General features: G+C 60.0%; 19 protein-coding genes and 1 pseudogene. 4 read left to right on the forward strand and 16 right to left on the reverse strand.

What is annotated here, in order from left to right; translation table 11 throughout:
- Nucleotides 1-36 precede the first annotated feature (36 nt).
- From CXR25_RS11855 to CXR25_RS11865, 3 genes are all read left to right on the forward strand, one after another.
- On the forward strand, nucleotides 37-1,275 hold the full coding sequence (locus CXR25_RS11855) for an MFS transporter (RefSeq protein WP_035279151.1): 1,239 nt from the start codon (nucleotides 37-39) through the stop codon (nucleotides 1,273-1,275).
- A gap of 100 nt (nucleotides 1,276-1,375) precedes the next feature.
- A complete protein-coding gene (locus CXR25_RS11860) occupies nucleotides 1,376-2,020 on the forward strand; it encodes a hypothetical protein (protein WP_009884119.1) in 645 nt (214 codons plus the stop codon).
- The gene (locus CXR25_RS11865) at nucleotides 2,017-2,754 is read left to right on the forward strand and encodes an RES family NAD+ phosphorylase (protein WP_009884120.1); all 738 of its coding nucleotides are present in this window, start codon (nucleotides 2,017-2,019) and stop codon (nucleotides 2,752-2,754) included. Before CXR25_RS11860 ends, CXR25_RS11865 begins: the two co-directional genes overlap by 4 nt.
- 108 nt (nucleotides 2,755-2,862) lie before the next feature.
- On the opposite strand, the gene CXR25_RS19025 is transcribed toward CXR25_RS11865, so the two are convergent.
- The 9 genes and pseudogenes from CXR25_RS19025 to CXR25_RS11910 all read right to left on the reverse strand — a co-directional run bounded on the left by CXR25_RS19025 (nucleotide 2,863) and on the right by CXR25_RS11910 (nucleotide 12,337).
- Nucleotides 2,863-3,345 carry an XRE family transcriptional regulator gene (locus CXR25_RS19025; protein WP_307722868.1) on the reverse strand — a complete coding sequence of 161 codons (483 nt, stop codon included), beginning with the start codon at nucleotides 3,343-3,345 and terminating at the stop codon, nucleotides 2,863-2,865.
- 64 nt (nucleotides 3,346-3,409) lie between these two features.
- Complete coding sequence (locus CXR25_RS11875) at nucleotides 3,410-5,425, reverse strand: ABC1 kinase family protein (protein WP_125240583.1); 2,016 nt, start codon at nucleotides 5,423-5,425, stop codon at nucleotides 3,410-3,412.
- A gap of 334 nt (nucleotides 5,426-5,759) precedes the next feature.
- Nucleotides 5,760-6,923, reverse strand: coding sequence for a PD-(D/E)XK nuclease family protein (locus CXR25_RS11880; RefSeq protein ID WP_035279153.1), 1,164 nt, complete (start codon nucleotides 6,921-6,923; stop codon nucleotides 5,760-5,762).
- Between the two features lie 192 nt (nucleotides 6,924-7,115).
- Nucleotides 7,116-7,355 (reverse strand): annotated as a pseudogene (locus CXR25_RS11885) (ISL3 family transposase); the annotation flags it as partial.
- 68 nt (nucleotides 7,356-7,423) lie between these two features.
- On the reverse strand, nucleotides 7,424-7,672 hold the full coding sequence (locus CXR25_RS11890; RefSeq protein ID WP_009884125.1) for a hypothetical protein: 249 nt from the start codon (nucleotides 7,670-7,672) through the stop codon (nucleotides 7,424-7,426).
- 117 nt (nucleotides 7,673-7,789) lie between these two features.
- Nucleotides 7,790-9,070 carry a TRAP transporter substrate-binding protein DctP gene (dctP, locus tag CXR25_RS11895; RefSeq protein WP_009884126.1) on the reverse strand — a complete coding sequence of 427 codons (1,281 nt, stop codon included), beginning with the start codon at nucleotides 9,068-9,070 and terminating at the stop codon, nucleotides 7,790-7,792.
- A 139-nt stretch (nucleotides 9,071-9,209) separates the two neighbouring features.
- The gene (locus CXR25_RS11900; protein ID WP_125240585.1) at nucleotides 9,210-10,805 is read right to left on the reverse strand and encodes a TRAP transporter large permease; all 1,596 of its coding nucleotides are present in this window, start codon (nucleotides 10,803-10,805) and stop codon (nucleotides 9,210-9,212) included.
- A 9-nt stretch (nucleotides 10,806-10,814) separates the two neighbouring features.
- Nucleotides 10,815-11,351, reverse strand: coding sequence for a TRAP transporter small permease (locus CXR25_RS11905; RefSeq protein WP_009884128.1), 537 nt, complete (start codon nucleotides 11,349-11,351; stop codon nucleotides 10,815-10,817).
- On the reverse strand, nucleotides 11,351-12,337 hold the full coding sequence (locus tag CXR25_RS11910) for a LysR family transcriptional regulator (protein ID WP_009884129.1): 987 nt from the start codon (nucleotides 12,335-12,337) through the stop codon (nucleotides 11,351-11,353). Before CXR25_RS11910 ends, CXR25_RS11905 begins: the two co-directional genes overlap by 1 nt.
- Nucleotides 12,338-12,441: 104 nt before the next feature.
- On the opposite strand from CXR25_RS11910, the gene CXR25_RS11915 reads away from it, so the two are divergent.
- Nucleotides 12,442-13,134, forward strand: coding sequence for an aspartate/glutamate racemase family protein (locus tag CXR25_RS11915; protein ID WP_009884130.1), 693 nt, complete (start codon nucleotides 12,442-12,444; stop codon nucleotides 13,132-13,134).
- Between the two features lie 1,148 nt (nucleotides 13,135-14,282).
- Here CXR25_RS11915 and CXR25_RS11925 read toward each other — a convergent pair.
- From CXR25_RS11925 to CXR25_RS19395, 7 genes are all read right to left on the reverse strand, one after another.
- Complete coding sequence (locus CXR25_RS11925; RefSeq protein ID WP_009884133.1) at nucleotides 14,283-15,116, reverse strand: SagB/ThcOx family dehydrogenase; 834 nt, start codon at nucleotides 15,114-15,116, stop codon at nucleotides 14,283-14,285.
- 12 nt (nucleotides 15,117-15,128) lie between these two features.
- Nucleotides 15,129-16,523: a YcaO-like family protein gene (locus tag CXR25_RS11930; RefSeq protein ID WP_009884134.1), complete on the reverse strand. Its 1,395-nt coding sequence runs from the start codon at nucleotides 16,521-16,523 to the stop codon at nucleotides 15,129-15,131.
- A gap of 1 nt (nucleotide 16,524) precedes the next feature.
- Entirely contained in the window at nucleotides 16,525-17,502 is a 978-nt protein-coding gene (locus CXR25_RS11935) for a TOMM precursor leader peptide-binding protein (RefSeq protein WP_009884135.1), read from the reverse strand.
- Complete coding sequence (locus CXR25_RS11940; protein ID WP_206430632.1) at nucleotides 17,499-18,131, reverse strand: hypothetical protein; 633 nt, start codon at nucleotides 18,129-18,131, stop codon at nucleotides 17,499-17,501. Before CXR25_RS11940 ends, CXR25_RS11935 begins: the two co-directional genes overlap by 4 nt.
- Nucleotides 18,132-18,211: 80 nt before the next feature.
- A complete protein-coding gene (locus tag CXR25_RS11945) occupies nucleotides 18,212-18,826 on the reverse strand; it encodes a class I SAM-dependent methyltransferase (protein WP_009884137.1) in 615 nt (204 codons plus the stop codon).
- 83 nt (nucleotides 18,827-18,909) lie between these two features.
- Nucleotides 18,910-19,476 carry a hypothetical protein gene (locus tag CXR25_RS11950; RefSeq protein ID WP_009884138.1) on the reverse strand — a complete coding sequence of 189 codons (567 nt, stop codon included), beginning with the start codon at nucleotides 19,474-19,476 and terminating at the stop codon, nucleotides 18,910-18,912.
- Between the two features lie 105 nt (nucleotides 19,477-19,581).
- A complete protein-coding gene (locus CXR25_RS19395; protein WP_081448609.1) occupies nucleotides 19,582-19,722 on the reverse strand; it encodes a plantazolicin family TOMM peptide in 141 nt (46 codons plus the stop codon).
- Between the last annotated feature and the right edge of the window lie 135 nt (nucleotides 19,723-19,857).

Raw genomic sequence — 19,857 nt, forward strand, 5'->3', positions numbered from 1 at the left:
GTCGGCGTCGAGAGCGATCCCGCTAGGCTGATGGACATGGCAATCGGTCGTGGCTTCAACGCTCTCTGGAGCACGAGCGCGCTATCGAACCTCGCCGACGGCCTCGCGTTCGTCTCAATGCCGCTGCTTGCAGCCTCGATGACGGATGATCCTCGCCTTGTAGCCGGATTGGCCACTCTCTATGCCGTGATCCGACTCGTGGCTGCTTTGCCGATCGGCGTCTGGGTCGACCGGTTTGATCGACGAACATTGATCGTCGCGGCCAACATTCTGCGAGGAGGTGCGCTGGCCGGATTCGCGCTGACCATCCAGTTCGGGGTCTCCTCCCTCATCGTGCTGTACTCGGCTATGGCCGTAGTCGCGGCTTTAGAAAGCGTTGCAGACAGCGCTGCAATAGCGATCCTGCCGTCGCTTGTCGGGACCCAACGACTGGAATCTGCGAACGGACGTATTGCAGCGACGCAGTTGATCGCCGATGAATTCGCTGGCCCTCCCCTGGGTGGATTCCTGTTCGCACTTGCGGCCTCAGTCCCCGCCTTTGCAATGGGCGGGCTCTGGGCGCTTGCGGGAGTCATCGCTCTTGCTCTGCCGACCCGGAGTCCGTCGACACTGTCCGCTGACGCACATTCCTCCCGACGGTCAGTCTTTGCTGAGGCTGTCGATGGCATTGCCTGGTTGCGACGCCACCATGTCGTCGGCGGCCTGGCCGTCATCGGAGCACTCGCAAGCATCGGCTACATGTTGCCGTTCTCGATCCTCGTTCTCTTCGCCCGGGAACGTCTCGGGCTGAACGGCACCGGTTACGGCCTGCTGCTCGCGTTCTCCGCCCTCGGAGGTCTCCTCGGTTCAATGCTTGCATCGCGCCTCCGCGCGCGTCTTGGGTCCAGATGGACGATTGTTGCCAGCCTCATCCTGGGAGCAGTTGCCCTCGGCGGCCTTGCGCTCACTCAGAATCCAATCGTCGCGGGCTTGCTGTTGGCGCTCTATATCCTGCACGCCGTCGTTTGGAACATCTGTTCGCTGTCGTTGCGGCAGCGACTCGTTCCAGACGACCTCCTCGGACGAGTCGGTGGGGCCACGCGAGTGCTCGGACTCTCTGGCCTGGCCGTCGGATCCGCGCTCGGTGGCATTCTGGCCGATTTCGACCTGAGGATTCCGATTGCTGCGGGAGGAGTGCTTTTCCTCGCGTGCTGCTTCGTTGCGGTGATCATGCTTCGAGGAGAGCTGGATTTGGGCATTCGACCAACAAGTGCACCGCGCGAATCTGGGGACTGATGCAAGAAGTGTCGCCTGCCGGGGTTGAATGTAGCAGTCGAATCTCTTAACTCTGCACTATTCAGACTGCTACACTTGGAATACAGTTTGGAGGCACACCATGACCGCACACGCATATGGGGCTCCGCAGAACCGTCAACTGCAGGCCCAGAACCTCGAATGGTCGCAGATCAACGTGGAGGGACTGAGCCCAGCCGAAGTTGAAAATGCCCTCGAGCTGTACCGGACCATCGTCCAGGAACAACTCGATGAGCGCTCCTCCCTGTCCAAACGTTTGGCCCATTCGTACCTGACAAGGACCATTCAGCTCATTCCCGAAGCCACCCAGAGGCAAGCGCAGCGCAGCGTGGCATTCCGGGCTCGGTTGCTTGAAGAGGAGGGCGTGGAGACTTACGAATCCCTGGCAACCTTGCGCGGATCTTCGCAGAGCACCGTTCGCACCTGGGTGGCACGGCAACGGGAGCAACTCCACATGTTCACCATCGACGTGGAGGGCAAGACGTTCATCCCAAAAGTCCAGCTGACCCATCGCGGGACGCTCAATGACAACGTCACCGCCCTGATTGCACCGCTGCTCAAAGTCGGCATAGGCAGCTGGGGACTATGGTCTTGGCTCACCGCACCCACTGGTCTGCTCAGTGATGAGATCCCAGCAAAGGTTGCGGAGACGAGCCCGAAGCGGGCAGTGAATGCTGCCGAGCTCTATGCAGAGGATTTGAGGGATGCGAAAGATCGGACCGCATGAGCCCGATCATTCTGCCGCCAGAGCGTCTCAGGTGCCCCGATCCCGCGAAGTGCCCCGTCGCTGTTGACGAACTCTGTGATGCTGTCGCGGCCGGCGCATTGCCATTGACGGTGTTGAAAGCCGATAGCGAGTGGTTCAGGGTGTTCAATACTGTGGACGGATACGCCACACCCAACCCGGGCAAAGGGAACTCTCGGTTCTCACCATTCAACGAAGCGGGGACCCAGGCACGCGTCCCCAGCATGTACCTCGCCGACACACTCGAGGCGGCCCTGCTCGAAACCAGTTTCCATGACGTCCCGATCCTGCCCCCGAGAGAAGTGAACGTCTCCACCCTCCTCGGCATGGCACACGCTCAAGTCAAACTTCCAACTGATCTCTCCGTCGTGGATTTGCGGGACCGGAGCCTGAAAGCCATGGGAATCGGCCGGGCTGGCCTCGCCTCGAGCCCGCGGGAGCACTACCCCTGTACGCGGCGAGTGGCCAAACGCATCCACACCTCAGGGCAGAACATTGCCGGTATTCTCTGGCACTCCCGGCAAACGGAGATCAATCAGCTCCCAGCAGCGGAAGTGCTTGTGCTCTTCGCCGATCGAGTGCCGACTGACCGCGGAGACTGGCAGCTCGTGCCCAACTTCTCGTCCATGGGGGCACTCCTAGAAGGGTCTGGGTGGTTGCTTGTCGATCGGCTGGCGGACTCACTGGGCGTGACTCTCGTTGACGAGCTCACCTGAGGCGCGCAGTGTCGAGAAGCTGGGACGGCAGGTCTTTGACGGCCTTTCCAATTTCGATCGGACGGACTCCTATCGCGTCGCAGAGCATGCCGTCTTGAGGATCGCGGCTCATAATGAGACCTCATCTCGAGACGCAGTCACAGCAGCTTCCTTCTTCAGCCCCTCGCGAGGAATCATGTCGACTGCGCAGCCGAGGATCTCCTCGGCTCGGCTCCTCATCCGCATGAGCTTGAAGAGACCGACAGAATCATCCAGATCTACAAGCAGATCGATGTCGCTGTCCGGTCGGTCGTCTCCGCGAGCAACACTGCCGAACACGGACATGTTCGTGGCGCTAAGTCGTGCAAGCGCTTTAATCAGCTCGCGAGAGTGAGAGCGAACAAGGCGAAGTGTCTCCGGTTCCGGTATAGCGGCAAGGCTGTACCCTGCCATATTGAGAAGAAGATTCAGCGCTGCCACCGACGGTTCTCGATTGCCACGCTCGTAAGCACTGATGAAACTTTGAGAGAAACCGGCGCGCCGAGAAAGCACACTTTGAGTCAGCACTGCGTCCTTCCGCGCTTGACGGAGAATGGCGCCTGTAGTGCTTATATGCTCATATTATCGCGCATCCGCTGTATTTGAACGATTTAGGGTGGCCGCGGCATTCGTGCCCTTACCCCAACCTGTCCCAGGCCATCCGTTGCCTCAGCGCCGGTGCCAGCACCAAAGCAGCGATAACACTGCCGACCAGCAGCACCCACGCCCCGAAATACGTGAACAGCTTGAGCTCCGGTGCCAGCTGCGGACCGAAGTTCGCGGCCATGAGGATCACGCCGCCGAGGATGAGTGCCGTGGATACGATCACCTGGATGAACTGCTCGACCGTGGACTTGAGCAGGTTCTTGATCGTCGAAATGTTCAATCCACTCGTCCCGACATCAAGAGTGCCGTCCTGCAGATGGCCGGCAATCCGTGAGAGCTGACCAGGCAGCTCCGCGATCTGTGGACCCACTGCGGCCGCGTAGAGGGCTGCCTCGTGCCGGTCGACGCCCAGTCCCCCGACTTCGCGCAGAAGGCCGCGCCCATTCTCCGTCACCAGGGCCAGCAGATTGAGCTCGGGGTTGAGCCTCGTGATCGAGCCTTCCAGAGTGCTGATGGCGCGGAAAGCTGTTGCCACCGACACCGGCATCGGGAACCCGAAATCTACGACGAAGTCGATGAGCTCACCGAACAGCGCCGCCGAGGTCGATCCGGGCATCCCATCCCCGTACTTGAGCAGGATCTGCCCGATCTCGCGCTGCAGCTCCCGCAGATTGACGTCGCTGGGAGTGCCGAGGAGATCGAGGATTGCGGCCGTCGCCGCCTGCGAGTTCTGCGAATCGAAGGCCATGAGCAGCAACGCGATGGCCCGTCGATCACGTTTATCGATCCGGCCCACGGCACCGAAGTCGACGAGACCAGCTCTGCCAGCGGGTGAGATGACAATGTTGCCCGGGTGCAGGTCGGCGTGGAAGATGCCTTTGCCCAACACTTGGCGAACGACCATGAGGAAGAGGTCCTGGGCGATCTCGTTCCTGGCCAACTCCGAAAGGCCGTCGACAACCTCGGTGGCGTGTGAGAGGGGAACGCCCTCGATGAGATCCATGACGATGACGAACTCGCCGGAATACTCCTTGTATACCCGCGGAATGGTCACCTTCGAGTCCGTCCCCGAGGTCGAACGGCCGGTCTCGTCGGCCTTGCGTAGAGCTTCGATATGGCCCAGTTCGCCGCGATAGTCGAGCTCACCTTGGAGGGAGTCGACGAAGCTTCGGGCCAACTTCCCAATGCCGACCTTGCTTGCCCAGTCGGTGGAGCGTTCGAGTCGTTCGGCCAAGGTCAGGACGATATCGCAGTCGGCCCGCACCTGCTTGCGTATCTTCGGTCGTTGCACCTTCACGGCGACGACACGGCCGTCCCAGGTCACGGCGCGATGGACCTGCGCAACCGAAGCGGCGGCGAAGGGAACTTCGTCGAACTCTGCAAACACCTCGGCGACGGGCCTGCCCCACTGGGTCTCAAGCTGCTCCTTCACCTCGGCGAACGGCACGGGTGGAACACCGGCCTGCAGGGTCGAGAACTCTTCGACGAATTCGTGGGGAATCATGTCGCCGCGGGTGGCGATGAACTGTCCGAGCTTGATGAAGGTGACACCGGCCGCGGCGAGCGCATCTCGGGTCGTCGATGCGATCTCTCGCAGGGAGACCCGCAAAGTGGGGATTCGCGGTTTGAGGTAGCGGGAGAGACCGAACTGGATGAGGATCTTCTGGATCTGTGCTAGGCGGCTGAACCGGCGGTACCACGTGGGGATCTTCGGCGCTGAGCGCAGCAACGACGTTAGAGACCCGGTCGGCATGACGAGTTCGATGGCGAGTAGGACGAACATCTGGATGACGATGAACCATGCGAAGAGGAGGAGGAAGATCATGATCGCCGGGAAGCTCATGTCCAGCGTCGGATAATTGCCTCCTTCAGCGACCCCCAGCAGCCGGTAGGCCTGCAGGGTGATCGGCCAGATGGAGAGACCAATGGCCAGGGAGACGATGATGTTGCGGGCGGCCCCCGTGCCGGTGAACATCATGCGCCGCACGAGGAACCCGACGATGAGCGCGTTGATGAGGCCCAAACCGATTGAATAGAGGATCGTCACCCGTCAAGCCCTTCTGTCGTTCGATCAGATGCGCGCTCTGACTGTGGCCGGCGTGCCGACTCAGTTGTGCGCCGTCACCAGCCTAGTTGATCAGGCGAGCGAGAGATTGAGAGTTTGCAGTGCATCGGGGAGCCAAGGAACTGGCCCCGAGTCCTATTTCAAAGCCGGTCAGTCGGCGCTCCAACGCTGCGACAGCTCGACTCTAGATGTACTGGCTGGGGAGGTTAGCTAATCGTCGAATCCGGCGCATGCCATGCCACTGGCACCTTCGCAGCGATCACGGACACAATGTCATGTGCAACGACAAGGGCACGCAGAGGCCAGTCCGACCCCCTTATACCTCTAAGGACAGCACGGCATCCCGTAGTCGACCATCCTCTCGCGAAAGGCCACCGATAACCTCGGCAAGTCTCACCTCGGTCTGCACCATTCGACTAGTGCCGCCCCGCTCTTCGTCTCGAAGCGAGACGAACACCCGAGAATAGTCAGGGTCGTGAATTGGGTCTGCCACTCGCTCGTTCTTTACGGCGGCGGTGGGCCCGAACTCAAGATAGATCGCTGGCTGTGCATCAGCACGTTGCAGTTCAACGCACCATTCCCACTGTCCGACGAGCTTGGTCACGACCTTCTCAATTCGCCCTTTATTGACCGCCCCATTCACTTGCTCCACAAGGACGGACCGCGCGAAGCGCCGCAACCCATCTTTCACTGTGGCCAGCGTGGTGCGGCTGTCTTCGAATTGTCGCCGGGCATGCTCGGCCACTAGCTCTGCAAACTCTTGCGTTACCCGGTCCCGTGGCCGATACCCATACCGTGCAGACTCGCCGGTCTCGCACATGGCTTTGATGAAGGAAACTTGATCGTCGACGTCCACTGCCGCTGGGCCTTTCACGAAGTATTGAACCATCTGTCGGATGAAGAAGAGCTGGTCTGGATGTTGCCGACACCACGACCCATCGCGTTCAACGTGGGCCTGAAGGTCGGAAAGAACATCAGCATAGGTCACGATGCTGGCTTGTTCCCAGCCGTCTCGTTGCAGGTGGGCTTCGTGGCGATGGCAGAGCAGAACAACGGCTGTTGCCCTGCCGTCGGTGGCCCCGTGGGCGAGATACCGCTGGTAGTCATGGCCGTGTCCATCCGAGGTACCGTAATTCTCAATGACGACCGCCGCATCAGACCTCGAGAGAACGATGTCGGCGATATCCATGCCAGTTTCGCCAGCGATGTCCTCACCCCCTGGAGTGTTGACTTCCTGGATTACGCGGTAGCCACTGGGCGGCAACTGCGCGTCGTCCCGTAACTGGCCATTGACTCTCGCGAGGAAAGCGCGCTGGAATGCATCTCCGAGCTTATGAGTGGCATCGGTGGCCAACAGCCAGGCGAAAATATTCGAAAGCTGCTTTTCGTGGGTGCCATGGTGCATCACTCGAAAGATATTGAACTGCTCGCCCAAACTCCGAGAGAGTCCAGGTAGGAGCATCGTGACAAAATCGTTCATGTCCGTTGAGAGTCGGGCCATAGCCCAATGCTAAGCCACAGGTGATGCCAGTGTGGGCCGTTGACTTCTGGACATTATCGACAAAGTCGCTAGGCATGAGATTTCATTATCAAGGTAACCCGCCTGCATGGAAGTCCAATGATAAACAGCGGCGCTCGTAGGAACGGAGGCTGCCAACCTCTGTATCAGTCCCGGTCGGTGGCCCAACGGCTCGTGTGCCAGACCACGCAGAACAGAGTACCGAACCTCACAGTAGCCACCACACTGCCGGCACCAGTCATCAGGAGAGTTTGGTCGGCGCTCCAGGACTGCGTTGGTCGCGGTGATGTGTTGGCCGATACAGAACAGATCGAGGGAGTCGAGTCGGCAGAATATCGTGAGGTCAGGGGTCGAGAATATAGGCCTGGCGACGTCGAGGTATTTCGTGAGGATTGGGTGAGAACCTCTATCATCGGAAGGCCTCGACCTCTGCTTGTGTAGCGGCACGCCCTATTTCAGTTTCACCCACTTACACCCTCGTTGACGAAGAGCCGGACGTGACCATCACCGCACTGCAACCGCCACGCGAGTTCGTAGACGAAGTTGACGGACACGACCTCGTGTTCCTGCCAGCTATTCCGCCGCAAACCGCCGAGCTCGTTCGCAACGTCGAAACTTTTGATCCTGCGGTGAGGCACCCAACTTGTTGCAGTCAGGAAATCGATGATGTCACTGAGGCAACCGATGCCCTCGGCGTTGGTGATGAGCACAAGGGAAAGGCATTGACGATAAGAGCGATACCGAGGACAGACAACGTCCTTGATTCTTGTGGGATCAGCCTCCCTCAGCTGCGGTTCATGCCATCAAGCCCCGCATCAGTCCCCTACTCACTTCGGCCGGTGCTCAGCCATAACGTTGTCGAAGAGCTCGTCGCCGAGCTTGTCGTAGGAAACGTCCTTCGGGTACCACTCGTCGAGGTCGGCGAAGTCGCCCTTGTCGTCAAGGCCGAGTTCGGAAACGCTCTTCTGCCAATCGTTGGCCGCAGTATTCAGCGTCGATGGGGCATCTGGAACTCCAGCCGTCTTCGCGGTCTTCTCCGACAGGGTCTTGGCATACTTCGCCATCTGCTTCTGTACGTCATCGTCAAAGGGTTCGACCGAACCGTCGTTGTCCTTCGCCTGCTCAACAGCCATCGCCTTGGCACCGATGACGACCTCCATCATGGTGCTGAAGGTCGTGGACATCGAATCGAAGACGACCTGCTGGTAGGCAAGTGGCAGTTCCGAGTACTTCTTCCCGGCCGTGATCGCACCGGCCGAACGCGCGATTCCCGCATCGGAGGCGACTCCGATATTCGGGGCGACCTCGAACGTGCCAGCCTCGACATTCGGGGCGAGCTGCCCGAGATCGCAGTCCACGGTTCCCCGCTGCAGCGCCTCATAGGTCTCCGGGAATGACAGCGACACCGGAGTGGCCCCAAGATCGGTGACCTGCTTACCGGCGGCGGCCGAACCGACACGCAGCTGCTTGCCCTTCCAATCATCGAGAGACGCCATCGGCTTCGAACACATCGTCGAATACCCACCGGCAGCGAGCATCGGGATGAGCGGAACGAGGTTCTTGTCCTCGAACTCGGCGATCACCTCGGGCGTCTCCCACGCCGCCTGGACACCGGCGGCATTCGCGGCCAGATCACTGGCGACCGGTGAGGACGGCAGAGTCGACATGGCGGTGCCGAGCGCGTCGAAGGCGGGGTATTCGGCCGGAGTGTAGGACGGCAGTGTGAAGGCGAGATCGACTCGCCCGTCAGCCAGGGCATCATCGACGTCGGCGTAGCTGGCGATGGCCTGACCCCAGACGATGTCGACGGTGATCTTCCCGCCCGAGCGCTCCTCGATCGCCTTCTTCACATCGAGCCCGTTCGGCGCGAGGATCGACTTCTCCGACATCGCCGAAGGCTGGAACTTCAGAGTCACCGGATCAAGATCGGCCAGAGCCTCATCGATCTCATCCTGCGATGCGTCGTAGGTGAAGCCCTCCCCTGCGGAGGCATCCGAGTCTGAATCGCTCCCGCCGACAGATCCGGCGCATCCGGCCAAGAGCGCCAGCGACGCGAGCGTCGCGATGGCGGTGAGAGGGCGGACTGACGCCGACCGAATGCGATTCATGGGACTCCTTTGAACAATGACTGAGAGTTTCCTTAGATCATAGAGCTGAATGAGTCCACCTCGTTATGACTCCGCTCACACCGCCCGAAATCCCCGCACCGGCGTGTGCGACGGAACTGCAGGGCCACCTCGGCGAGGGTCAGCTACTGGCCATGCCACCGCTGGTGCGCTCGATGAGATCCGGCAGCCATTCGGTCATGCCCGGTACGGCGACCAGGAGGACGAGGAAGACCACGGCGACGGGGAGGAACCACAGCAGGGAGATGAAGATGTCGCGCAGCGTGATGGTGAGCCCGAGGTTGACGGCCGTGTCCTTGACGATGCTGTGGATGATGTAGGGAATGATGCCGACCGGCGGGGTGATCATGCCGAATTCGCCAAGCAGAACGACGAAGACACCGAACCAGAGCGGGCTGACCCCCATGGTCTCGAGCGTCGGCAGCAGGATCGGGATGGTCAGCAGCATCATCGACATGGTGTCGAAGAACATGCCCATGATGATGTAGAGGACGATGAGCACGAGCAGGAAGCCCACCCGCGAGAGCCCGAGGTCGGTGATGAATCCGGTGAGGATGGGGGCAAGCCCCGTGATCGCGAGCAGGCTGGTGAGCATCGTCGCGCCGATCATGATGAAGAAGATCGCCGAGGTGGCCGACACCGTGGCCATGGCCGAGTCCGCGATCTTTCGCCAGGGATGGTCGCCCCGCTTCTCCCACAGGCACAGCAGAACGGAGCACAGTGCGGCCGCGGCTCCGGCCTCGGTGGGGGTGAAGATGCCGGAGAACATGCCGCCGAAGAGGACGATGAGGATGATCGCGAAACCCCACACGCTCGCAAGGGAGGTGAACCGGTCGCGCCAGGTTGTCGTGGGGCGTTCTGGGGTTGTGGGGTTGGTGGTATCGGTTGCTGCTTGGCCGCGGCCGACGAGTCTCGGGACGAAGACGCCGACGGCGAAGATGAAGGCAGCAAAGCAGACGGCGAGCACGATTCCGGGCAGGGCACCGGCCATGAGGGCGGGGCCGACGGGCACGGAGGCGATGCCGGCGTAGATGACCATGAGGATCGAGGGCGGGATGAGGTTGCCGGTCATGCCGGCGACCATGATCGTGCCCACGGCCATGCGTTTGTCGTACCCGGCCTTGAGCATTTCGGGAATGCCTGCGCGTCCGAGCGCGTAGGTCATGCCGATGGTCGAACCGGTGACTGCCGACAGTCCGGCACCGGCGAAGGTGGTGCCGATGCCGATGCCGCCGGGTAGCCAGGAGAACCAGTGGTCGGCGACCCGGTAGACCTTGCCGGACAGTCCCGATTGGGTGAGCAGCATGCCCATGAAGATGAACATCGGCAGCACGCTCATCGACCAGTCAGAGACCGCGCTGAACGGGGCGGTCGCCAGGATGTTCATCGTCGCCGGGATCCCGGACACGGCGTAGACGCCGATGATCGAGGGCACGGACAAGGCGATGGCCACGGGCACGGAGAGGAAGAGGAGGACGAGCATCATCCCGATGCACCAGGCTCCCCCGATGGCCGCAGAAGGACTGGCGAAGAGGCCGACCAGGCAGACGGCGACGAGCCCGAACCCGATGGTCAGGGCGAGGGCACCGGGGCCTTGGCGACGGCGGGAGTCCTTCGGGAACAGGGTGCGCGTGGTGGGGGCGGCGGTGCTCGGGGCGGCTGCGTTTGGATCGTCCGGGCGTGGGGTCGGGCCGGTGGTGTCGGTGTTCGCGTTCATTCGGCCGCCTCAGTAGGTCCGGGTCTCGAGGCCGTGTTCGGCGGGTTCGTCGGTGACCAGGTCTGGGTCGGGCTGCCCGGTGCGGGCGATGACGGCAGCGTCGAGGACGTAGAGCACGGCCAGGAGAACGAACACGATGGGCACGAGGAAGTACACCGGCCAGGTGATGACGTCGGAGACGTCGGCGGTCTGCCCGATCGCCATGTACTCCAGTGCCCTGGTGAGACCGAACCAGGCGAACGCGAGCGAGACGAGCGCGCCGAGGATGCACGCGAAGATCGTGAATACCGCGGCGGTGGCGGGCCTGGCCCGTTCGATGGCCATGGTCACGGTGATGTGTTCCTTCTGCAGCTGGGCGGCGGGGATGCCGAGCAGAGCCACGATCGGTAGGTACCAGTATTCGACGATCTCGTTGGTGCCGTAGATCGGGGCGTCGAAGAGGGACCGCGCGAGTGCGTGGGTGACGATGTGGAGCATCATGACGATGACGGCGGCGGCCGTGGTGACCGTCAGCCACCGGTCGAGGACTCTGTTGAAAGTGAACATCACGAGTCACTGTAGCTCTCTGGCGCGGGTTCGGCGCCGGAGTTCGGTGTGACTTCGACTGCGCGGAGTGCGTCGAGGAGGTCGTCGATCTCGGAAGCGGCGGCCAGGCTGTCGGGCATCATCGCGGTCACCCGGCGGGCGCCGGCTTCTTGAAGGGCGATGGGGTCGATGCCGCCGACCTTCGAGTAGCGGCGGGCGCTGCGGGGCAGGAGGGCGACACCGAGTCCATTGGAGACGAGCGATTGGATGGCGCCGGGGTTGTCGGTGATGTGGCGGGTGCGGGGTTCGAAGCCGGCGTGCCGGCAGAGGCGTTCGGCGGTGGACCGGCAGCGCACACAGCCCATGATCCAGGGCAGGTCGGCGACGTCGGTGAGGTGTTGGATCTGGCCGGCTCGGTTCCAGCGTTCGGGGACGAGGAGGTCGAGGTGGTCGGCCCCGAGGTCGACGGTGGTGTGTCCGGGCAGTTCGGGTGGTGTTTCGTCTTCGTGGTGGAAGAGGAACGCGATGTCGATGGCGCCATCGTCGAGCAGGCGCAGCGCTTCGGGTGGTTCGGCCTCGGACACTTCGTAGGAGTGGTGCAGTGGCGAGTCTGTTCCACTGCCGGCGTTCGCTTCGAGTCGACCGAGGGCTGCAGCCAGGGGGCCGATGACGAAGCTGGGGAATCCGGCCAGCCGGACGTTGCGTCCACCGAGGCCGAAGGCTTTGGCGAGATCGCTGCGCAGTCCCGTCACCGAGGCAGCTACTTCGCCTGAGCGGATGCGGGCGAGCTGGCCGGCGGTGGTCAGACGGATGCCGCGAGGGGTGCGGTCGAAGAGGGTGACGCCGAGGTCCTTTTCGAGGGCGGTCATGTGTTGGGACAGGGCTGGCTGGGACCAGCCGAGGGTGCGGGCGGCTGCGCCGATGCTGCCGGCTTCGGCGATGGCGCCGAAAATAAGGAGCCGTTTGGGTTCGCCGAGAGTGAGAGCGTGTTCGAACACGGAAGACATAAGTCCAGCTTATGTCAGAGCAGTGGGAACTGGGTCTACCGAGCGTGTATCGATGGAGTCAGACTGGATGGTGTAGCTGGTTTCGTAATGACGAGGAGTGGAAGATGCGCAGGATCGGTCTGCTGGGTGGAATGAGTTGGCATTCGAGCATCGAGTACTACACGAAGATCAATGAGGCGGTGGCTGGTCAGCTCGGCGGTCATCATTCGGCGCGGATCCTCCTTGATTCGACGGACTTCGCCGATATCCGGGAAATGCAGATCGCCGAGGATTGGGCAGGCACGAATGAGTCGCTCGTCGCGACGGCGCAGCGCCTCGTCGATGGCGGCGCCGAGGCGGTCGCGATCGCGACGAACCTCATGCATAAGTGCGCTCCAGCCATTGAGGCTGCCGTCGACGTGCCGCTCATCCATATCGTCGATTCGATCGCGACAGTGGCGAAGAGTCAGGGCTATTCGACGCTGGCAGTGCTGGGCACAAAGTGGACGATGCTCGATGACTTCTACACGGGAAGGCTCGAGTCGCAAGGCATTCGCACGCTGGTTCCCGATGAGGACACGTGCATTGAGGTCGACCAGATCATCTTCGACGAGCTCACGCAGGGAGTCTTCACGGATGAATCGCGGGCACGGTATGCGGAGATCATGAACGACCTCAAGGCTCGCGGGGCTGACGCAGTCGCACTCTCATGCACGGAGATTGGCCTGCTGGTTCCCCCGGAAACCGCTCCCCTGCCGGCCATCGACTCCGTCGACGCACACGTCGCCGCGATTGTGGAGTGGATGATAGCGGAGTGAAGTCCACCTTCAGTGTCCTCCCAACAAGCCGCTCACTGCCAATCAGGAGATACTCCATCCTCAATCTTCAGATAAGGTGAAGGCAATTCATACACATTCATTGTCAACCTCATCAGCTGTCATTATGCGAGATGGTGCCTACTTTCACGCATCCGTGGTGGCGACTGCTGCCTGAACCGAATCGTAGTGAGGTTCCTGATAAGTCCGGGAGATGGTTCCCGGACCGATCGCCCCGGCCATTCGACCCTGAGCAAATGTTCTTGCAAGATCTGGTCGCTAACCCTTGATTTAAAACATAGGGGCACCCCCGTCGACCGGATGCTGGCCTGCTAGCACTTGATCATGGCCGTCCGCTGGCGCCAGAGGCCTCACTGACGTCCGATAATATGACCTCTGCATCGCCGAGCACCGGGCCTCATGCAAGCTCACCGCGCTCATACTCGGCGAACTCGCCACCTTTGGGGATGCGATTGAAGTTGCGATTGAACTTCGGAAATACGCGCATGTCCTCAATGTATGTGGCTTTATGAGCTCAGAACGCAGCCGCGCTTCGGTCTGCTCAGTGAGCTGGGACTGATCATGCGATCACTGAGTTTTCCTGCCGAGGTCGCAGGCGTGGGCAAGATTATAGGCGCTGTGAAACAATACCGATGCTGTCAGCCCATAACGTGACTCGAGCCATCTGGAGACAAGACAGAACACTCCCATGTGGACACTTCCTGCAACCGACCCTATTTTCAGATGTGTGCATCCGAATCCGACGCTGATAAGAAGCGTTTCCCAAAGGTCTCCGTCTTTCCGCCAGATCACCTCTTCGGCAGCGGCAACGGCAATGAGATCACGTACCTCTGATCGAGAATGCGGCGGGAGCCGATAGCGGGGAACCCTGCGGGCCAGAGCGAAGACGCTGAGGATGTGCCATGCCATACCGGCTCCTAGCCCGATAAGGCAGTGCCGGTCAGCGAGTTTAGAGCGTCGTTCCCGCGCAGGATCTTCTGATAGTGACAGGCACGCGATGATTGCAGTTGGGTAGTCGTGATACCAGCTTGCAGAAGGTCGGAACACGCTCGGTTGGCGCATTCGCGCGTGACTCAACAGATCCGGCCCCTTGAGAGTCCAACCCACATGTAAGAGTTTTGACAGTGAGCTCAATTCTCAGCGCCTAAAAGCACAACGTATAGGGCGGCGTCGTCAACCCCGTTGTGGTCGGGAAGGATTTCGTTGATCTCGTTGTCCATGAACCCGCCGAACACTCGGGATTGGACGTCGATGCTCGTCGCCACCGTGACGAGGTTCTGAGCCACATGTCCGGATTCCATGAGGCAGAAGCGAAGTGCTCGTTGGGCGTATTTGAACCGGCTACGCCAGAACGTCGCGCTGATGATGATGAACGCCGACGCATCCTGAGCAACCTCAGGCAGCAGAAGTGCTTCTCCCAAGGCGTCTAGATCTACGCCGTCACGTATATGCGCGATTCCGTGGCGGTACGGGTCGAAATGGTGAAGCGAACCAGCTTTCAGCGAATCGACATTGCGGGACACAAGATACAGATCGAGTGGGTAGAGTGCGCCACCAGACGGGACGTTTCTGCGTGACTGATGCCCATGGTCGAAAGGATAGGCGCCGTACGAGTGATGGAGAATCTGATGAATCGAGGTCAACGACAGTTTTCCACCACCGAACTGCGGACAAGAGCGTCGGGTGCGAAGGAGAGAGTCCAATCTATTTGGAAGCTCTTCGGCCTCACCGAGATCTGTGAAAGGTCTAGAGCTGTAACGCCTCGAGGCACGCTGGCTCATCTTCTGCAGTTCCGGAGACTGCAAAAGGGGAGGAATTCCGGGAGTTTCCCAGGCCAACCCATCCCTGGTGAGCTTCGATGCTTCGAAGTAGTCTTCGCTGGGGTCGAAAGCTTCCGGCACGCCCGTGTTGTAGACGATCTCTCGGAGATTAGCGCTGTGGCTTGCTTCGGCTGCTGATGTCAAGGGAGTCCTTCCTCAGGGAAACGGGTGGGGAAGTGGATTGAAGTCTTCGTAACTCATATCGGCAGATCGGAACCCGAGTTCACGTGCGCGTGTGCGCAGGCGTTCACACCCGAGGAAGCGCCGGTGGAATCCGACATCGAGCATCTGCATCTGCGGGCTAAATACCTTGAACACTGCCCCACGTGCTTCCATCACATCGGGGCTGGTCAGATCTGCAGCGAACGCGTCAATACCTTGTGCGTTCAGTGCTGAAACGAGGCGACGAATCTCTTCGTTCGGCGTGTCGCCAGCGAAGTCCGGGCCAGTTGAGACATCAGTTCGCTCTTCTGACGAAATGAGGAAGTTCACTCGGTCGAGGGCTTTGGAATTCGCATAGAACCTGATGTGGTCGTCGAAGGAGCGAATCTCATCTGCAAGGTCGTGTGTGTCCGGATCGAGTGCGTTTCCGTCCCGCTGCTCAGCCTTAACCCAATTTCGCGTCTGTAAGCACTCGATTGCGGCGTCTTTAGCGGCAGCAAGCAGACTGGGGCCGGCCGCCGCGCCCAACGCGACGGGAGCATGCTCTGTGTGGCGGTTGATTGCCACTGCCAGCACGGACGGGATGTTGGATATTTGTGATAGGTCGACCAAATGAACGTCTACCCCTGATGGCGCAACGTAACGACCCATGAACTTCGACAGCTCAGAGTGGGAGTCGATGTCGATAAGAGGCATTGAGAGCTTCGAATGCCACGTAATCATGAATGCGTCACGTTCGATCAATTCGTAGAGTCCGCCGAGGATCGCCTCTGCCGGGGTCGAATGGAATGCCAGGCCGTTGCTGGTCGCATATCCCACTGCAGATCGTTCGTGATGTGGATCAGTCGGATACAGATACAGCATCTGAGAAGGCACCCACACTTCTTTCCCAGAGGCGAGGTCTTCCATTGGCGACCAATGCATCTCCACGTCACCGGTGAACGGACTGTAGTCGAAATTCGGGTCGTCGAACTGACGCGGATGAAATGGCGTCCACAGATCAGGATGGACACCGGGCGTCTTTTCCTGACTCAAAGTCGCGTAGCTGGCCTTTCGCAGTCTGTCCCAGGGAACCCACGCTCCGCTATATCGCTCGACACACTCACCAACTGCAGCAAGGTATGTGCCGACCTCCGAGATGGCGCCACCACCGTTGAATTTATTGTTCGACGAACCGATCAGGTGCTCGCCGTCAGCAGTCTCGGAACCGATGGCGTAGCAGTACGAATCGTCAATATCGTGAACCTTTTCAAAGACTCGGCTGACTATTCCGACGCGATCCGATACCAGTAAGCGTGCCCGCTGCAGCCCATCTTTCAGCGTGGCCCAGCGGTTGCCCGACGGTAGTTCGGTCAGTGAAGTGCGTCGTGTCTCGGTATGGGTAGTCATTTCACTCCTCGTGATACCAGATCTGCGGGTATCCCGTTCCAGACGTTGGAGAGCACTCTGGACAGCGCGGGACTCGCAATACGCGGTGGTTCGACATTTCAAAGCCCTCTAGCCCGTACGTCACATCGACGAAACCGCCGACAGGTGCCTGCCCTTGAGCTCCGTCGAGCGCGAGATGGGTCAGCATGGCGTCCGCCAATATCGACACCATCATGGAAGTCATTGCAGGCTGACTGTCGAAGCGGTCTTGTCGAGAAGGGGCGGACTGACCGTTCCTCTCGATATCAGCAAGTACAGGTTCGCGGATGGTACTGCCGGCGCGCAGGCGCAGGCACTTGTAGCAGGCAGACTGGTTCGGGTAGAACCAGGGGCCGACCCGGAATCGACCGCCGCGAGCAGGTGTGACCGGTGCCCAAACCCGAATCTCGGAATCAAGCGCCATTGAGTTTGCGGCATCGAGGATCGGATCATGCTCGTCGGAAGCAACGACGAGCATTAAGTCTGCCAATGCGTCGGTCGGCAGCTCAGCAACGACCTGGGGTTCCGCAATCGGGTACAGTTTTAATAGCGATTTCAGGTGTTCCACAACAGACGAACCGCTTCTGTCGACGATGGTCACAGAGGCCGTCTTCAGCCGCTCGGCGATGTCTTCGAAAGTGACGAGACCACCACTGCGATTCGCCAGCGACACGATTGTGTCCGGCCAACGGGTGCGCTCGGACGACACGAGAATTTCGGACTCAGCAAGGATCTCAAACGCTGATTGGAGCCTGTCGATGTCACTTTCTGCAAGGTCGTCACTCGAATTCGGAGCGGTCAACTCTTCGTTTGTTGACATCACTTCTGAGATGAAGGGCCAAAGAGCGTCATCGGACAGACTGTAGGTGTTCGCCGCGGCTTCGATAACGACGCGATCGCTGTTGCGGGAGACCCGAAGGTCTGGATTGACCTGATAGATCTGAGATTCAGTCACTATCATTGCCTCATTTCTTTTTTGGCGTTGACATAGGTTCGGAGGTCTTCGATGGCTTCCGCGCAATTGGATTCGTCGCCTGGCTCTTTCGACACGACGAGTTGCTGAGCGGCGATCACGCGTTCGCTCAGGTCGGGGGCCATTCCCGAAGCAACCATGACGTCATAGAGATCAACGGGTTTCACGCCCTCCGAGGCGGTGTGCTGGCCGAGTTCAGATTTCAGGGCTTCGATGACCGATTTCGCAGGGACGGTCGAAGGCACCCCGCTTGAACGAACAGGACTTCCTGAAGAAGTGGACTGGAGCGCAGCTTGCACCAGTTCGTTGCGCTGACGCCGGCTGATGAGGCTGATCTGTTTGGCCGGTTCAACGAGGCAGAAGGCCCTGTACTCAATAGTCTGGTCTATGTCATCGTCCCAGTCTTCGGCGGATCGGGGGAGATTGAGTACCTGGGCTCCACCGAACTCCGACAACGTGGATTCAATGTCGTCCTGCCACGAAATGTAGTCCGCGGCCCTTTCAGAGATACTTTCGGCGACTCGCTCTGGGCGGATCAGCAATCGAGCATCTGAGCTTGCTGCAGCGCCTAACTGTTCCCTCAACTCTTCCCGGTTGAGCGTCACTGCGTCGACCACTGCGACGGATTTGGCTCCGCCGAAATCGCCGACGAGCTCAGCGATGTGTTGTCGAGACCCGATGTAGGTGACTGTCACGTTTATGCCTTCCGGTAGTGGATAAGGAACAGGTTGCCGTAGTTCGAGGTGGCGCCGTCTGACGGAACGATCGCATCGCTTTTGTCTTCGAATATTGATACGTCAGCGCCCGGAAGCGAAGTTCGGCAAATGGCGTCGACATCTTCGCGCGTAAGTGAAACGTTGTGCTGGTCAATGAGGAACTGGCTCAACTTTTCATCGGCTGAACGCATGAGGCGAGGGCCGACGCGCATGAGGTCGACGATGAGCAGATGCCCGCTTGGGCGGAGTCGTCCGCGCAGTTCAGCGCAACGGCGAGCCGGGTCGTCCCAGAGTGCAACATTGAGAGATGAAACGATGATGTCTGCACAATGCACAGTTGAGGGGATACCCTCGACGCTTGCTCGAACGAACTGCACGTTGTCGGGGCTCTTGACTGTATTGGTATGCAAGTCGGAGCCGTCTGGATCAATCCCAATATAGCTGTTGAAATCGTCGATAAGCGTTGCGAGGATGCCCTCTCCGCAGCCGATGTCGATGATGTCAGGAGTGTCGAGGCCGAGGTCTGCGATCTTGTCGGCGACAAAGGCGGAATAGAGCGGTTCGACTTTCGCGTCGTGCGCTCGGGCAATCGGCACAAGGTCAGGCTGTTGATACCAACAGCGGGCGCGTTCTCGAGAAGAGTCAACCTCCGGCCTCAGATCAGATGTATTACCCACAACTAGTCCGCCACCGCAGGGTTCCCGGCGCGGAAGGAGGGATCACCCGCTCGTCTCCGGGCCTCGGCCTTCTTCGCTCGTCGCGGCCCGATGAACCACCACATTGCAGGAATGAACACCGCAACAATCGCCCAATAGATCAGCCAAAACGACCCTTGAATGCCAGCAACGATTATGCCGAGACCGAGAAGGATGAGGCTAATCAGTGATGCGAGACAGGTGCGCCGCCAGGTAGACAAGGCAGTCTGGTGCGCGGACTCGTCAGCATCTGCATTAACGGGCCGACCGAACCGCTTGGCGATCTTCTTATCGAGAGATTTGATGATCGTCGGCCCCAACGCGATTGAGTAGCCAATGTAGATGGCAGAAAGACCATGTAGGAAGTTCGATGATCGTCCCGTACTGAGGTCGATATAGGTGAGAATCAATAGGGCTAAGTCGACAACCGGAGTGGCTAGGAGCAATCCCGCTCCGATGCGTGGCGCCTTGAGCGCATATCGCACCAGCAGGCCGGCCACCAGTAGTACCCAGAACAGAATTTCGGCAGTCGCAATGGCAATGAGAAGCACGCTTCACGCCTCCAGGTGCGTAGATTTTCGAGGCTAGTTGGCCGTGTGAAACTGCTGGGCACCCGACCTGAATCAGCGCCGGATGCCCAGCAACTTCTTACGGAATCATCCGCCCGAGCAGCAGCAGCACGGGAGGGTCGTGCAGGAGCAGCGTGCGGCCGTGGGCTCGAACGCCTGAACCTCAGACACAATCTTCGAAGAGTCAGTCGAAACCGCTGGAGGCAACTTGCTAATTAGCGTGGACATTTGCTTCTCCTTCTTCCTTGATTCCAGTACGGAACTTCCGCACCAGTGTGCGCTTCGCACGTGAAACAAACTGTCAGGCTTCAAAGTGGATTGCAATTGTTGAATATTGAAAAACCACAAGACGCGTCGAGGTCA

Origin of the sequence: Brevibacterium aurantiacum (assembly GCF_003932995.1) — a bacterium.
GTDB classification, from domain to species: Bacteria; Actinomycetota; Actinomycetes; order Actinomycetales; family Brevibacteriaceae; genus Brevibacterium; species Brevibacterium aurantiacum.

Coding starts and splice junctions, on each gene's coding strand:
- CXR25_RS11855 (WP_035279151.1), top strand. CDS start 37: ATGGCAATCGGTCGTGGCTTCAACGCTCTCTGGAGCACGAGCGCGCTA.
- CXR25_RS11860 (WP_009884119.1), top strand. CDS start 1,376: ATGACCGCACACGCATATGGGGCTCCGCAGAACCGTCAACTGCAGGCC.
- CXR25_RS11865 (WP_009884120.1), top strand. CDS start 2,017: ATGAGCCCGATCATTCTGCCGCCAGAGCGTCTCAGGTGCCCCGATCCC.
- CXR25_RS11880 (WP_035279153.1), bottom strand. CDS start 6,923: ATGAACGATTTTGTCACGATGCTCCTACCTGGACTCTCTCGGAGTTTG.
- dctP (WP_009884126.1), bottom strand. CDS start 9,070: ATGAATCGCATTCGGTCGGCGTCAGTCCGCCCTCTCACCGCCATCGCG.
- CXR25_RS11900 (WP_125240585.1), bottom strand. CDS start 10,805: ATGAACGCGAACACCGACACCACCGGCCCGACCCCACGCCCGGACGAT.
- CXR25_RS11905 (WP_009884128.1), bottom strand. CDS start 11,351: ATGTTCACTTTCAACAGAGTCCTCGACCGGTGGCTGACGGTCACCACG.
- CXR25_RS11910 (WP_009884129.1), bottom strand. CDS start 12,337: ATGTCTTCCGTGTTCGAACACGCTCTCACTCTCGGCGAACCCAAACGG.
- CXR25_RS11915 (WP_009884130.1), top strand. CDS start 12,442: ATGCGCAGGATCGGTCTGCTGGGTGGAATGAGTTGGCATTCGAGCATC.
- CXR25_RS11930 (WP_009884134.1), bottom strand. CDS start 16,523: ATGACTACCCATACCGAGACACGACGCACTTCACTGACCGAACTACCG.
- CXR25_RS11935 (WP_009884135.1), bottom strand. CDS start 17,502: ATGATAGTGACTGAATCTCAGATCTATCAGGTCAATCCAGACCTTCGG.
- CXR25_RS19395 (WP_081448609.1), bottom strand. CDS start 19,722: ATGTCCACGCTAATTAGCAAGTTGCCTCCAGCGGTTTCGACTGACTCT.